Source organism: Tenacibaculum profundicola (assembly GCF_057220795.1).
Genome location: NZ_CM170137.1, coordinates 2,936,626 through 2,952,422, shown reverse-complemented (window position 1 = coordinate 2,952,422; position 15,797 = coordinate 2,936,626). Strand labels below are relative to the sequence as shown.

The window sequence follows — 15,797 nt, the reverse complement described above, 5'->3', positions numbered from 1 at the left end:
ATTATTTTAAGAATTGTTTCATTTTTTCAACATCCTGCTCTAATTGCGTTCGCAAATGAAGATATGACATTTTAAAATCGTTTTTGGTTTTATCTATTTTTGATTTACTCTCATCAACCACTTGCCTTAGTTCCGAAATCTGTGCTTGGTGCTTGGTAATTTCTTCGGTTAGTTGCTTAATTTTCTCAGATTTTTCTTTAATGATCGCTTCAAACTGAACAATTTCTTTCTCTTTATTTCCAACCTTTGACGTTAATTGCCCTTCAAAAGCCTTGGTAAATGTGTTGTTCTCTTTGTCTAATACATCTATATAATGTTTGGTCGAGTCAACTAATTTGTCAAGTGTTACACCCATTGTAGATGCGGTAGCAAATGTTGATCGGTACTTAGTAGCCTCGTCCATAGGCATTTTTTCTAAGGCTTTCAAGGCTCTTTTAAACTCCAAATAATCAAAGCCGTCCAAGTTGTTTTTTTCAATAGCCTGTAATAATTTATCAATAATTGCATTATCAATGGCTCCTCCTTTAATAATCGGTTTTTTCAAAGAAACTTTTTGAGGTGCTTCTGTTGCTTTTTTTTCAGTAGATTTTTGCTTTTTCTCTGTAGGCTCTTTCTTTTCATCAGACGAATCATCAACAATAAATAGTGATTTTAGGTTTTTTAACATAATAAATATTCGTGTTTCAACAAATTTAAAAAAAATAACGGATTGTAAGGCTCTTTTAGTTCCTAGTTACTACTTAACAAACTTATTCCATCCAATTTTCAGTAAAAAAAGCAGTACGATAAAAATACCGAGCAAATAAACTACACTTCCAATAAAGAATATGCCTATAAATATTTTCTGAATAAAATAGGTTACGATCAATGCGATTACAACCATCATAAACAAACCCGACAATCGATCAAAACCTGGTATTTGTTTTAATGAAATTGTTTTTTTTATAAGTAGCAACAATACAATCATTGCAAGTATAGGCACGTAATACGTAATTATCTGTAGGCTCATTAAGTTTTGTCTTAAAAAGAAAAAATTATAAACAACTAGTATTACCGCCAATAATCCAGGAATCACAATTCCATAAATCAAAACAGTATATATATACGTAACAGGACTTTTAAAATTTGCGTTATTTACAAGTAACAATCCGGACAAAGTAATTACAAGTAAAACGATATAATAATTAAGAATATGGCTTGAATTATTACTAAGTAGGTTTATAATGTCTTGTACTGTCATTTTAATTAATTTACGGTTGCATCACAAATGTATAAGAATAATACCGTTTACAACTGAAACGTTGCTTCACGACTGTTTTTTGTGCTCGTAAATAAACCACAACAAACATTCAACAAATCATTCGGTATTATATATGTATACATTTGATATAATTTGTTACTTTTAATTTATATAAAAATAGGTGTTTTACTTTCTATTCACTGTAAAAATGCTTCTTTTTTTAACTAAATAGCAGCATGCTCAGCACAAAAAAATTATTTAAAAGATTGCTTATTTGGCGATACAAAACTATATCAGAACGTAAATTTGTATATGTACTCAGTATTTTGGTCGGGTTTTTAGCAGGTATTGGCACCTTAATTTTAAAAAATTTAACCTACTTTTTTCAAAATATATTAGAAGGAAAATTTATCAAAGATATTCATCATTCGTTATACTTTATTTTCCCTCTTATTGGATTGTTTTTGGTGTATTACCTAAAAAAGAAGTTTATAAAAAAAGAGATTGGCCATGGTATCTCTACCACTTTGCACGCTATCTCTAGAAGAAGTGGCATCATTGAACGGTATAAAATGTATGCTTCTCTAATCACTGCTCCTATTACTGTTGGTTTTGGTGGTTCTGCTGGACTACAAGGGCCAGCGGTTAGCACCGGAGCGGCTTTAGGATCGGGGGTTGCACAGCTATTCCACATGAACACAAAGACGAGGATGTTGCTTATTGGTTGTGCTACTGCTGGAGCTATGTCGTCAATGTTTAAAGCCCCCGTAGCTGCGATTATTTTTGCTATAGAAATCTTTAGTTTAGACCTCGCTTTTGCTTCCTTAATCCCATTGCTATTGGCGTCTGTTTCTGCGGTAGTAACTTCGTATTTTTTCTTGGGAAAAGATGTTTTACTAGGGTTTGAACTACAAGATCCTTTTTTAATCAAAGATCTTTTTTTTTATGTTTTATTAGGTATTGGAACAGGCTTTGCTTCCGTATATTTTTCAAAAATGTACTTCAAAATCACTCGTTTTTTCAACCTATTTAAAAACCCATTCCATCGTTTAGTATTAGGAGCAATTGCCATAGGTATCCTGCTGTATCTGATTCCACCTTTGTATGGAGAAGGTTATGTTATTATTAACAACTTATTAGAAGGGAATGCCATTAAAGCACTTGATGATATTCCGTATTCCGTTAATTTCAACAACGTATGGATGATTATCTTTTTTTTATTGTTAATAACACTTTTTAAAGCTATTGCCATGACAACGACTTTTGCTGCTGGTGGAGTAGGTGGTATTTTTATTCCTACCATGGTTATGGGAAGTGCTTTAGGAAATGTATTTGCTAAAGTTATTAATGAATTAGGCGGGCAGGTCTCTGAAAGTAATTTTACCCTAGTTGGAATGAGCGGACTGATGGCTGGAGTACTTCATGCGCCCTTAACAGCCATCTTCTTGATAGCAGAAATTACTGGGGGTTATGACTTGTTTGTTCCCTTAATGTTGGTTGTTGCCATTTCTTTTGCTCTTACAAAATATTTTATTTCCAATTCAATTTATACTATTGAACTGGCTAAAAAAGGAGAATTGATTACCCATGATAAAGACAAAAATGTGATTATGATGATGCGGGTTGATAAGCTTGTCGAAACAAATTTCAAAATTATTCATCCAGAAATGACTTTGGGTGAAATGTTACAAAAGGCAGTTGCAAAATCGTCTAGAAATATATTTCCTGTAGTCGATAACAAAAATCGTTTTTTAGGGATCGTTTTACTGGATGATATCCGACCCTTTATGTTTGATCAAGAAATGTATGATAAACTTACCATTCAGGTTTTGATGAAAAGCGCTCCTGCAATTATATTTCATGATGATACTACAGAAAAAGTAATGCAAAAGTTTAAAGATAGCGGTGCTTGGAATTTACCTGTTATTAAAAACAAAAAATACATGGGTTTCATCTCGAAATCTAAGCTGCTCTCTGCTTACAGAAATAAATTAATAGAACTCACCGTATAATCTGATAATTGATAACTGACAACTGACAACTGATAACTGATAATTGATAACTGATAACTGATAATTGATAACTGATAACTGATAACTGATAACTGATAACTGATAACTGAATTTAAGCAAACAATGTAGCAAATGCTTCTTCTATTTTAGTAACCAAAATCAATTGTATTGTACGGTTTTTTGAAGTGATCTTATTATACTTGGAAGTCACAAAGGTTTTATACCCTAATTTTTCCGCCTCTAGAATACGCTGGTCGATTTTTGATACTGGGCGAATCTCTCCTGCCAAGCCAACCTCAGCCGCAAAACAAACATCTGGACTAATAGCAAGATCTTGATTGGATGATAAAATGGCAGCAACTACCGCTAAATCGATGGCTGTATCATCAACTTGGATACCACCTGTAATATTTAAAAACACATCTTTCGCACCTAGTTTAAATCCGGCTCTTTTCTCCAGTACAGCCAGAATCATATGTAACCGTTTTAAATTATATCCAGTTGTAGTTCTTTGAGGGGTCCCATACACAGCTGTGCTTACCAATGCCTGAATTTCAATCATTAAAGGGCGAATTCCTTCTAAAGTAGAAGCAATGGCTGTTCCACTTAAATCAGCATCTTTTTTAGATATCAGTATCTCTGATGGATTTGAAACCTCTCGCAAGCCATCAGATAACATTTCGTAAATTCCTAATTCTGCAGTAGATCCGAATCTGTTTTTTTGTGAGCGTAAAATCCGATAGGTATGATTTCGATCTCCTTCAAACTGTAACACCACATCAACCATATGCTCTAAAATTTTAGGACCAGCAATATGCCCCTCTTTATTAATATGCCCTATAAGTAATACAGGGGTGGCTGTTTCTTTTGCAAATTTAATAAGTTCAGCAGAAGTTTCGCGAATTTGAGAAATACTACCTGGAGATGCTTCAATAGTATCGGTATGGAGGGTTTGAATAGAATCAATAACTAATACGTCGGGCTGCGTTTCTTCAATGTTTCTAAAAATTTGCTGCGTATTCGTTTCAGTTAAAATCAAACAATTAGATTTTCCTGCATCCAAACGTTCTGCGCGCATTTTTATTTGTGATTGGCTTTCTTCACCAGATACATACAATACTTTTTGAGAAATTTGCAACGCTATTTGTAAAAGTAAGGTTGATTTTCCAATACCTGGTTCGCCTCCTAGCAAAACAACCGCTCCTTTAACAATGCCTCCTCCTAAAACGGTATCAAACTCATGATTTTTAGTAATGATACGTTCTTCAGGATTTAATTGAATTTCTTCTATTCGCAATGGCTTAGAAACCTGTTTTTCTCTATTCACAGGGGTTTTCCAACTCCTTTTTTCTTCTTTTTGAAGAACTTCTTCAACAACGGTATTCCATTGCTTACAAGTAGTACATTGCCCCACCCATTGCGCGTGCTGGGTGCCACAATTTTGACAGAAAAAAGTAGTTTTGATTTTAGCCATTATAAGCGTAAGATTTGCTTACAAAGAAAAGAAAACTATTTGTTTTTATTATATACTGGGAGTAACAAAAAAGCCAATCCGCCAAAAACAATAATCATTACCGTTTGAGCGGTCCACATAATCCATCCAAAAGCATTGGCTGGTTCGTCTGCAATTCCAAACAAGGCAAATGCACTGGCAACCGCAATCGGATAAAGGCCAATACCACCATTGGTAGCCGCAATACTAAAACCACCAGCAATAAAGCCAATTAATACAGCCCCAAAAGGAACGTTTAAATTTTCTATTGCCGGAACCGTAGCCCAAAACATTGCCACATACATAACCCAAATAAAAACTGTATGAAATATGAACGGCCATTTATGTTTCATTTTAAAAATACTCATGGCGCCTTCAATAAGTCCAGAAACAAAATTCTTTATTTTTAACCCAACTCCAGAAGTAGCTTTTTTCACATACCTAGAAAAACCAACAAACCCAACTAATGCAACAGCAATGAATACCATTGTTTTGAAAGGTGAAAAATTTCGAATAAGTAGTTCATATATAAAATCAAATTGTACAAACAACGTGACACAAATAATGAGTAACATCATTAATAAGTCCGCAATTCTTTCTGCTACAATCGTTCCAAAACCTTTTTCAAACGGTATATCTTCATAGTTTGTCATTACCGCAGCTCTAGAAACTTCTCCTGCTCTAGGAATTGCATAATTTACCAAGTATGCAATTAACACTGCCATTACACTATTACCAAAATCAGGTTTATATCCCATTGGCTCAAGCAAGAATTTCCATCTATATGCTCTTGACAAATGACTTAAAATACCAAAAAACAAACCGAGACTAATCCACCAATAGTTTGCATTTTTAAAATATTGTAATAAAACTTCAACCGAAATTTTCGATAATGAGTACCCTACCAAAACAACCCCCAAAGCGAGTGGCAATAGTATTTTTAGTGTCTTTTTTAAATTCAAAACTATGTAAGGGTGTTATTAGCTTCGTTAGGGAAAACTAATTTCGGCTTGAAATTTCTCGCTTCTTCTACATCCATGAATGCATACACAATTAAAATTAACACATCGCCTTTTTGAACTCTACGAGCTGCCGCTCCATTCAATGTAATCTCTCCGCTCCCTCTAGGCCCAGGAATAGCGTAAGTTTCTAAGCGTTCTCCATTATTATTATTTACAATTTGAACACGTTCCCCCTCAATGATACCAGCAGCATCCATTAGATCTTCATCAATGGTTATACTTCCGATATAATTCAAATCAGCACCAGTAACTTTTACACGGTGGATTTTAGACTTTACTACTTGAACTAACATAGTACAAAAATAAATGTTTTTTAATGATTATTGATTCGTTTTCTGAGGAATTTGTTTTAACCCTATATTATCTATCAAACGGATATCACCTGCAAAGACCGCTACAAATGCGCGGTATTTTCTATTTGGCTCAATGGTTTTAGGGGTTTTCAGAGTTTCTTCATCGGCAATAGTAAAATATTCCAGTTCAAGCAAGGCTTGTTTTTTAAATTGCTTTTGAACCCATTGCGTTACCTCTTTTGTGTCTTTTTTACCAAATTTCTTTTTTACCTTCTTTAAAACTTCATAAATAAAGGGAGCTGCTTCTCTATGTTCTTTAGTTAATCGAGTATTCCTCGAGCTCATTGCCAAACCATCCTTTTCTCTATAAATAGGTCTACCTTTTACAATTATAGGGAGATGATACTTTTCTACCATTTTTTTTATGATCTGTAATTGTTGAAAATCTTTCTTACCAAAATAAGCCACTGTAGGCTCTACAATTTCAAAAAGTGTTTTTACAATAGTCCCAACACCATCAAAATGCCCTTCTCTAAATGCACCTTCCATTTGGTATTCCAAACCATCAAAATCGAACTTTTCAGCAACTACAGCATCCTCATAAACATCTTCAACTAAAGGAACAAACAACACATCACAAGCAACTTTCTCGAGTAATTTTCTATCTTGTTCTAAGGTTTTGGGGTACTTTATTAAATCTTCTTTCTTATCAAATTGTGTGGGATTTACAAAAATACTCACCACTGTAACATCATTTTTTTTCTTAGATTTCTTGATTAGAGATAAATGACCTTCATGTAATGCTCCCATGGTAGGAACAAATCCAATCGATTTTTTTTCCTCCTTTAAACGAAATAGAAATGTTTTTAATTCAGATTTTCTATTAAATATATTCATTGGCTATTGATTGAAAAACGTGCAAAATTAGCAATTTAACACCATTTTAGCATAAAAATTCGTATTTTTGCATCCTCATATAAAGAGTTCGATTTAATGAAGGATAAGAGAATACTATATGTTTCGTCTGAGGTAACACCTTATTTACCGGAAACAGAATTATCGTCAACTGCATTCAACGTTGCAAAACAAGCACATTCTAAAGGGGTTCAAACCCGTATTTTCATGCCTCGTTTTGGGGTTATAAATGAACGAAGACATCAGCTTCACGAAGTGATTCGGTTATCGGGTATGAACTTAATAATTAACGACATGGACATGCCGTTAATCATTAAAGTTGCATCTATTCCTAAAGAAAGAATGCAGGTTTATTTCATAGACAATGATGAATACTTCAAGCGTAAAGCCGTGTATTCAGATGAAGATGATAAATTATTTGATGACAATGATGAGCGCATGATTTTCTTTGCCAAGGGAGTTATTGAAACAGTCAAAAAATTAAATTGGGCACCTGATATCATTCATGTTCATGGTTGGATGGCTTCTTTGTTACCGTTATATTTAAGAGAATTTTATAAAGAAGAACCATTATTTACCGAAAGTAAGATTGTAACTTCGCTTTATGATAATGGTTTTGAAGGAGAATTGAATACTGAATTAGCTAACAAGGTTCGCTTTGACAAAGTAAACACCGAGCAAGCTGCTGTTTTTGAAACACCTAACCATATCAATATTCTAAAAAGTGCTGTTAAAAATTCAGACGCTATTGTAAAAGGTAGTGAAGTATTACCAGAAGAGCTTGAAGATTTTATCTCTAAAAGCGATACTAAAGTTTTGGAGTTTCAGTCTGAAGAAAATTTAACAGAAGCTTATTTAGAGTTTTATAAAGAGAATGTTTTAGAATTAAGCGAATAAAAATGATAAAAAATATTGGTATTTTAGGTGCAAGCTTACTTTGTTTAGCTTTCCTAACCTCGTGTGAAGAAGATTTTAGTGATATTGCTACAAACATTGTTAAAAACACCAAATTTGACACGAATGAAGTTGATTTAGAAATAGAAATTACTCCGATTGATATAGACAGTGGTGTTAGAGCGGATAATTTAGGTGCTTCTATTTTTGAATACTGGCTAGGGGTTTACAGTAGTCAAAACTATAAAACAATTGAAGCCTCAATTGTAAGTCAAGTAGGCCTGTTAACCAATCTCAAAACAATTGACCTTGATAGCACAACAGATAAAGGAGATATTGACTCTACGTATATTTTAGACAAAGTAGCTTTAAGGCTCCCTTATACCGTTACTAAATTAGATAATGACAGTGATGGAAAACCGCAATTTAGGTTGGATTCCGTACTTGGTAACCCAGAAATGGCCACCAATTTAGAAATATGGAGAAATGGGACATTCTTGAACACTTTAGACCCTAGTGATCCAACCAAACAAAATTCCTTTTTTTCAGACCAAGTATATTTAGAAGAAGAACTTCTAAATGAGGACCCTAGTTTTAGTTTTATCCCCAGTGCAGTAGATACAATGATTACCATAACTAGACACCATACTAATGGTAGCACTTTTGAAAGTGAGGAAAAACTAAGCACAGTAGGTCCATTTATAAACATCCCTCTGAAAACAGACAGAATGAAAACATTGTTCTGGGATATGTTTGACGGTACTGAATTTTCCTCTCCTGAAGAATTAAACAAACACTTTAGAGGACTCATTATAAAAGCTAAAGGGAGTAACGGAGCCATGGTTCCATTAAGTATTAGCACATCTGCTAGTTTAGACTTTTATTATACCATTACTCGTTCTGAGCGATTAGAAGATAATGCAGCCTTGACACACAAAGATACAATTCCTACAAAATATTCTTTCCCATTAAACGGTGTTAAAAATAGTATCTATAAAATGTCTGCTGCTAGTACTCCCCCACCTACTGGTAATTTTGTAGTACAAGGAACCGCTGGTTCCATGGCCGAGATAAAGATTTTAGGTGTTAACTTAACAAAGATAGAACTAAGTAACCCTGAACACCCTATCTTAAAATATAAAGATAAGGACACTTCACCGCAGGATGGCTATTTAGACTTACAAGAGTTATCTACAATTAAAGATGAGGCCAATGAAGAATATGGTTTACTAATTAACGATGCCATCTTGTCTTTTTATATAAACCAAACAGTTAATACTGACGAAAATCTTTTACCTCAAAAACTATTTATATATACCAATGAAGAAGACAGTGAAGCAAACCTAGTTCCTGTTCAAGTGTCAGATGCTTATAAGGAGACAAATGCTTTTGGTGGTAATTTAGTTGTAACAGATGAGGCCCCAGAAAAATATATATTTCGATTAACTGATCATCTATCAGACTTAATAGATAGAACTACTACTAATTTTTCTCCACTAATCTTGAAAGTATACAACAATCCAACCGATAATCCGTTTAGAACCAGTTTCTTAGAAACCAGTGTGCTTTCTTATAATTGGAATCCAAGAGGAGTTAACTTATTAGATCATAATGAAACGGCTAACGGAACAAAAAAAGCAATTATAAAATTACATTATTCAGAAAAAAAATAAAGAATTGATATGTGTGGAATAACAGGCTACATTGGTTATCGCGATGCCTATCCTATTATTATTAACGGTTTAAAGCGATTAGAGTACAGAGGTTATGACAGTGCAGGTATTATGATGTATGACGGCGAACAAATGCGCTTATCTAAAACGAAAGGTAAGGTAAGTGATTTAGAAGCCATTACTAATGAGGATGCCAACAGACGAGCTGGAAAAATAGGTATTGGACATACCAGATGGGCTACTCACGGGGTTCCTAACAATATAAATTCGCACCCTCACTTTTCACAATCTGGCAACCTTGTAATCGTTCACAACGGAATTATTGAAAATTATGACACCTTAAAGAAAGAGTTAACTTCTCGTGGTTATAGTTTTCAAAGTGATACCGATACTGAGATACTCATCAATTTAATAGAGGAAGTTAAAAAAAATGAAAATTGTAAGTTAGGCAAAGCAGTGCAACTAGCTCTAACAAGTGTTATAGGAGCCTATGCCATCGCTGTTTTTGATAAAACCAAGCCAAACGAATTAGTTATTGCAAAATTAGGTAGTCCAATAGCCATTGGTGTAGGAAAAGATAACGAAGAATTTTTCGTTGCCTCTGATGCTTCTCCCTTCATCGAGTATACTAAAAATGCTATTTATCTTGAAGACGGCGAGCTCGCAATTATTAAAAGAGATAAGGGAATTAAATTACGTAAAATTGTTAACGACAAAGAAGTTGATCCCATTATTCAAGAATTACAATTAAACCTTGAGCAAATAGAAAAAGGAGGTTACGAGCACTTTATGCTGAAGGAAATATATGAACAACCTAAAGCCATTATTGATACCTATAGAGGTAGAATGTTACCTAATGAAGGGATAATTCGTATGGCTGGTATTGACGATAATATGTCAAAATTCTTAAATGCTGAGAGAATTATCATTGTAGCCTGTGGTACATCGTGGCATGCTGGATTGGTCGGAGAATACCTTCTTGAGGATATGGCTAGAATTCCCGTAGAAGTTGAATACGCTTCTGAGTTCAGGTATCGTAATCCGATTATAACTCCAAAAGATATCGTCATTGCCATTTCTCAATCGGGAGAAACCGCAGATACCTTAGCCGCAATTAAATTGGCTAAATCAAAAGGAGCTTTTGTTTTTGGTATTTGTAACGTTGTAGGATCATCTATTGCACGTGAAACTCATGCCGGTGCCTATACACATGCAGGTCCAGAAATTGGAGTTGCCTCAACAAAAGCTTTTACAACTCAGATTACAGTACTTTCTTTAATTACATTGAAGTTGGCTCAAGCTAAAGGAACCTTATCTACCTCCGCTATAAACGCCTATCTTCAAACTTTACAGCAAATTCCATCACAAGTAGAGAAGCTCTTAAAAATAGATGCTCTTGTAAAGGATATAGCAAACGTATATAAGGATGCAACTAATTGCTTGTATCTTGGAAGAGGCTTTAACTTCCCAGTAGCCCTAGAAGGAGCTTTAAAACTTAAAGAAATTTCTTATATCCATGCAGAAGGATATCCAGCGGCAGAAATGAAGCATGGTCCTATTGCGTTAATTGACGAAAACATGCCGGTGTTTGTAATTGCTACCAACAAAGGTCATTATGAAAAAGTAGTCAGTAACATTCAAGAAATAAAATCAAGAAGTGGTAAAATAGTTGCGATTGTTACGGAAGGTGATGTTACCGTTAAAGAAATAGCCGATCACGTTATTGAAATTCCAGAAACTGAAGAAGCTTTTACTCCACTACTTACTACAATTCCTTTACAACTACTGTCTTATCATATAGCTGTGATGTTAGGTAAAAATGTAGATCAACCACGAAATTTAGCTAAGTCAGTTACAGTCGAATAACTTTCTTTTCAAAATAACTCTTTAAAGCTTCTAGAAAATCTAGAAGCTTTACTTTTTACACAAGTTTCTATATCCGAAATACCACTTCAACTCAAACCATATTTTCACGAACATTTAAAACCCATTCTTATGTAAAATTACTCAATCATAGCGCATTATGGTTAAGTTAACCAGCAATCTAGACGTAAATATACGCACTCTATACCCTTTATTATGTTTTTCCTTAGTATGACACTATAATTAAGCAACACCTCTTTTAAACACCCAATACGTTAAATTATACAGCTACTCTATACCTTACAAGTCCTTTAATACCCGACAAAATATAAAAACTCATAAATTTCAAAAATTAAACTATACATCCTACTTATCACAACATTTGTGATTCAAGATCAATTTAATACATGTATGAACTGAAAAAAACATACATTTTCATTTATACACAATGAAAAAAGCTGTTCTATTGTATAAATTTCAACACTACATATTCACGATAGTCAACATAAATTCTTAACACATAAACATATTCCTAACATAAACATTTAAGACTATATCTAGGTATTCTAATATAAAATTATAGCCTTTATAAAAATTACAATCCTGTTTTATGAAAAGCACAACAATTACCACCTAAATATATCAATAGGCCAATATTAAACTTATGTAAACTACTGTTTAAAAAACACTTATATAATACAAAAAAGACATTTATATAACATTTAAACCCACCAATACAACCTCAATCCCTAGTATATTTACAATGTAAAAAAAATTAAAAGATAATCCATAAAACCTAAAAAGATGAGAAAGTTTATTTTATTATTAGTATTTATTGCCGTTAACACTTCAACACATGCACTAAACGAAAACCCAGTAAAACAAGAAATAAGAACCAACATTGTAAAATTATTAGAAAAAGTTAACTTTTCCGTTGGTGAAGACATTAGAACAACAATTGACTTCTTAATCAACAAGAAAGGTGAAATCGTTGTATTAGATATTGAAAGTACCAATCCAGTAGTTTCAAACTATATTAAAACTAAGCTAAACTACAAAAAAGTATATAAAAGCATGAACAAAGTCATTAAGGTATATAAGATGCCTATAAAATTTGTTCAGAAGTAGCCATTATACGATTTACAGATAAATATTTCGTAAAGTAGGTATTGAATTATTTTAAGTTAGTTTAAGGCATAAAACTTTAGCATAGCCAAGCTATGGTTAAGTTTTATAACGCAAAAATAACTACAAAAGAGATAATAGATATGCGAACCATTTATTTCTGAATCGTATTAGTTGTGTGAATGAAAAACCTTGCTAAATGCGAGGTTTTTTTTATACCTGTAATTATTACTGTCCCTAAAAGTAACATTTCTATAATACTATGTAGGGTACTACTTCGATTTTCGACATAAATTTCTGATAGAACCATATTTACCATAAAAAATAACAGAATCCTCTGCGTAAAGATACTGTAGACCTTATAAATTTGTATTTTTGCGTTCTATGATTGAAACACGAAAAGCAATATCTGAGAAAGCTATTTTAATAGGCATTATAACACAACACCAAGATGAAGAGCAATCTAACGAGTATTTAGACGAATTAGAATTTTTAACTTCTACCGCGGGTGGTGTTGCTGTCAAGCGTTTCGTTCAAAAATTAGAAAAACCGCACCCTAAAACCTTTTTAGGTACAGGGAAGTTAGATGACGTAAAAGCCTATATTGACACAAATGATATTGGAACGGCTATTTTTGATGATGAATTATCTCCTGCACAATTGAGAAATATTGAAAAAGTATTGGATTGTAAAATACTGGATCGAACCAATCTCATTCTTGACATTTTTGCCAGTAGAGCTCAAACCAGTTCAGCTAAAGCACAGGTGGAGCTAGCGCAATATCAATACTTGCTTCCTCGATTAACAAAAATGTGGACGCACTTGGATAAGCAAAAGGGAGGAATCGGAATGCGTGGGCCTGGAGAAACTGAAATAGAGACCGATAGACGAATTATTAGAGATAAAATTTCTTTGTTAAAAAAGAAACTTACTACTATCGACAAACAAATGGCTATCCAGCGAAAAAATAGAGGTAAAATGGTACGTGTTGCTTTAGTTGGATATACAAATGTTGGAAAATCAACATTAATGAATGTCATTAGTAAAAGTGACGTTTTTGCAGAAAACAAGCTCTTTGCCACGCTAGACACCACTGTTAGAAAGGTGGTCATAAAGAATTTACCTTTTTTAATGACTGATACCGTAGGTTTTATAAGAAAGCTTCCCACTCAATTAGTCGAATCTTTTAAATCGACCCTTGATGAAGTAAGAGAGGCTGATTTATTATTACATATTGTTGATATTACTCATCCGAATTTCGAGGATCATATTTCTTCTGTCAATAAAATTCTAGACGAAATTGATAGTATCAATAAACCTACTGTATATGTTTTTAATAAAATCGACGCGTATACTCATAAAACTATAGAAGAGGACGATATTATAACTGAAAAAACAAAAGCACATTATACCTTAGACGACTGGAAAAAAACGTGGATGAACGATTTAGAAAAAGATAGTGTTTTTATCTCTGCATTGAATAAAAACAACTTAGAAGAATTTAAAGAGAAAATATATGAAGAGGTAAAAGCAATCCACATTCAGCGCTTTCCATACAACGATTTTCTCTATCATGAACACTAATAATTTCGTCAATAAAAAAATGCTTTTTATAAAATAATACACTCGTGCTTAGTTTATAATGGTTTTTTTTAGTATCTTTAAATTCTTAGTAAGTGATTAACTACGATCTAATTATTAATAACTTAACCCCCCTAAAGATGAAACATACTCCAATCCCATCAACACCAAGAACAGTTAGTAACAGTTCAAGAATAAAGATTAGTTTCTTAAATTTCTCAAGTCTCATTGAATAATTATTAATTTTCCTATCTAATAATTATTATTACAACTTAGTTAAGAAATAAAGTTGCTTTTATACCAATAATACTCTTTTGAACTGGATTCTAAATACTGGTCTTGTTTATTATTGTATAACTTATAATTATTTGTAGGAAATATAACGATCAGAGTTATGAAGAAATTAGTTATACTCTTACAGGTTTTCCTTATATTTAACGTAGCATACTCACAAGAAGTGTGTACGTCAAAAGAACCCTCTAATGACCTCAACCATATTTCCAGCATTTCAAAATGCACGGTAGTTGGAACAGTTTACAAAAAGAAAAACATAAAACAGTCGTCTAAAGTTATTGTGGTTTCTAGCAGAAACCGTCAAAAAAGACGAGCCTTTATCAACAAAAAAGTGCGTGTTGCTAACGAGCTACATTCTGCTAATATTGCAGATATTAACACTAATGATAGTGTTGAACAACTAGCCATTACCCATATAAAAAAGAAGTTAGAAGTTATCAGTGCTTCGATAGACGAAGAACATATTCCAAAACAAATTTCTTTTAATACTGTTGACAAAATCCCTGAATTCTTAAATTGTAATGATAGTGTTATAGATGAAGCCGCTTGTTTCAATCACGAAATGCAAAACCATTTAATTGATAATATTATTTATCCAGAAAAAGCTTTACAAAACAAAATTGAAGGTGATATCTGGGTGCGTTTTATAATCAGCGATACTGGAGAGGTGAAAGACATTGTCGCCTCTGGCCCAGAGAATGGTGATACGCTCAAAGAAGAAGCAATACGAGTGATTTCTTTGCTCCCAAAATTTATACCAGGAAAACAAGCTAACAAGAATGTTAATGTTACATATTCTTTTCCGATAAGTTTCAATCTTCAGAATTCTTTAGATTAAAAAAAACGATTATTTTCTGAATAATCCTATAAACAAAAAAAACATGTATTAAGCACAGAAAAATGAAATTCTTTAAACTATTAACAATCTATTTATTCACTAGATCTAACGGTATTATTAGCTTTTAAAAAATATCCGTTTTACATTCCATATTTATTTATACTTTTTCGCGCCGAAAATAACGACGAACTAATTATACTAGGAGTAGTAAGTCGCCCCTTTTATGAAAAAAACGCTTGTATTATTAGTATTCCTCATGGTTTCATCTCTTAGCTCTATCACTCAAGAAGTTTGTGAAAATCCAGAAGAAAACGTCTTAGATTTAAATAAGTATAACTAAGTGCGCTATTAAGCCTTTACCAAATTCCAAGGATTCAAAATCCAGACAAATTACCGTAAAGGTATCTGCAAAAAAGCGCTTTTTAAAGAAAAGAGCCATTGTAAAAAAGGGGAAAGTTTCAAATATAGGAGAAATAAGTTCTACTGGCATTCGTAATGACAACACTGACCTCCAATCTAAACACGTCAACGGTTGTTCTATTAATCATAAAAACA

The 15,797-nt window shown here is 33.0% G+C and carries 13 protein-coding genes; 7 read left to right on the top strand and 6 right to left on the bottom strand.

What is annotated here, in order from left to right:
• Position 1 precedes the first annotated feature (1 nt).
• Together AC2TDS_RS12685 and AC2TDS_RS12680 are read right to left on the bottom strand one after the other, a co-directional pair.
• Complete coding sequence (locus AC2TDS_RS12685; protein ID WP_484735949.1) at positions 2-667, bottom strand: coiled-coil domain-containing protein; 666 nt, start codon at positions 665-667, stop codon at positions 2-4.
• Positions 668-736: 69 nt separating this feature from the next.
• Positions 737-1,240: a hypothetical protein gene (locus AC2TDS_RS12680; RefSeq protein ID WP_484735948.1), complete on the bottom strand. Its 504-nt coding sequence runs from the start codon at positions 1,238-1,240 to the stop codon at positions 737-739.
• Between the two features lie 236 nt (positions 1,241-1,476).
• Here AC2TDS_RS12680 and AC2TDS_RS12675 point away from each other — a divergent pair, with 236 nt between their 5' ends.
• A complete protein-coding gene (locus AC2TDS_RS12675) occupies positions 1,477-3,252 on the top strand; it encodes a chloride channel protein (RefSeq protein WP_484735947.1) in 1,776 nt (591 codons plus the stop codon).
• A gap of 112 nt (positions 3,253-3,364) precedes the next feature.
• Here the strand turns inward: AC2TDS_RS12675 and radA are convergent, their stop codons facing one another.
• From radA to panC, 4 genes are read right to left on the bottom strand one after another with little or no spacing between them, the layout of a single operon-like run.
• Positions 3,365-4,726 carry a DNA repair protein RadA gene (gene radA / locus AC2TDS_RS12670; RefSeq protein WP_484735946.1) on the bottom strand — a complete coding sequence of 454 codons (1,362 nt, stop codon included), beginning with the start codon at positions 4,724-4,726 and terminating at the stop codon, positions 3,365-3,367.
• A gap of 35 nt (positions 4,727-4,761) precedes the next feature.
• Positions 4,762-5,706, bottom strand: a complete 945-nt coding sequence (locus AC2TDS_RS12665) for a lysylphosphatidylglycerol synthase transmembrane domain-containing protein (protein WP_484735945.1) — start codon at positions 5,704-5,706, stop codon at positions 4,762-4,764.
• Between the two features lie 2 nt (positions 5,707-5,708).
• On the bottom strand, positions 5,709-6,059 hold the full coding sequence (panD, locus tag AC2TDS_RS12660) for an aspartate 1-decarboxylase (RefSeq protein ID WP_484735944.1): 351 nt from the start codon (positions 6,057-6,059) through the stop codon (positions 5,709-5,711).
• A 27-nt stretch (positions 6,060-6,086) separates the two neighbouring features.
• On the bottom strand, positions 6,087-6,956 hold the full coding sequence (gene panC / locus AC2TDS_RS12655) for a pantoate--beta-alanine ligase (RefSeq protein WP_484735943.1): 870 nt from the start codon (positions 6,954-6,956) through the stop codon (positions 6,087-6,089).
• 96 nt (positions 6,957-7,052) lie between these two features.
• Between panC and AC2TDS_RS12650 the strand changes: the two genes are divergently transcribed.
• The 6 genes from AC2TDS_RS12650 to AC2TDS_RS12625 all read left to right on the top strand — a co-directional run bounded on the left by AC2TDS_RS12650 (position 7,053) and on the right by AC2TDS_RS12625 (position 15,242).
• On the top strand, positions 7,053-7,871 hold the full coding sequence (locus tag AC2TDS_RS12650) for a glycogen/starch synthase (RefSeq protein WP_484735942.1): 819 nt from the start codon (positions 7,053-7,055) through the stop codon (positions 7,869-7,871).
• 2 nt (positions 7,872-7,873) lie between these two features.
• A complete protein-coding gene (locus AC2TDS_RS12645) occupies positions 7,874-9,541 on the top strand; it encodes a DUF4270 family protein (RefSeq protein ID WP_484735941.1) in 1,668 nt (555 codons plus the stop codon).
• 9 nt (positions 9,542-9,550) lie between these two features.
• Positions 9,551-11,407, top strand: a complete 1,857-nt coding sequence (gene glmS, locus AC2TDS_RS12640) for a glutamine--fructose-6-phosphate transaminase (isomerizing) (RefSeq protein ID WP_484735940.1) — start codon at positions 9,551-9,553, stop codon at positions 11,405-11,407.
• Positions 11,408-12,208: 801 nt separating this feature from the next.
• Positions 12,209-12,532 (top strand): hypothetical protein, encoded by a 324-nt coding sequence (locus AC2TDS_RS12635; protein WP_484735939.1) that lies wholly within the window; start codon positions 12,209-12,211, stop codon positions 12,530-12,532.
• 381 nt (positions 12,533-12,913) lie between these two features.
• Complete coding sequence (hflX, locus tag AC2TDS_RS12630) at positions 12,914-14,113, top strand: GTPase HflX (RefSeq protein ID WP_484735938.1); 1,200 nt, start codon at positions 12,914-12,916, stop codon at positions 14,111-14,113.
• A gap of 391 nt (positions 14,114-14,504) precedes the next feature.
• Positions 14,505-15,242, top strand: coding sequence for an energy transducer TonB (locus AC2TDS_RS12625; RefSeq protein ID WP_484735937.1), 738 nt, complete (start codon positions 14,505-14,507; stop codon positions 15,240-15,242).
• Positions 15,243-15,797 lie beyond the last annotated feature (555 nt).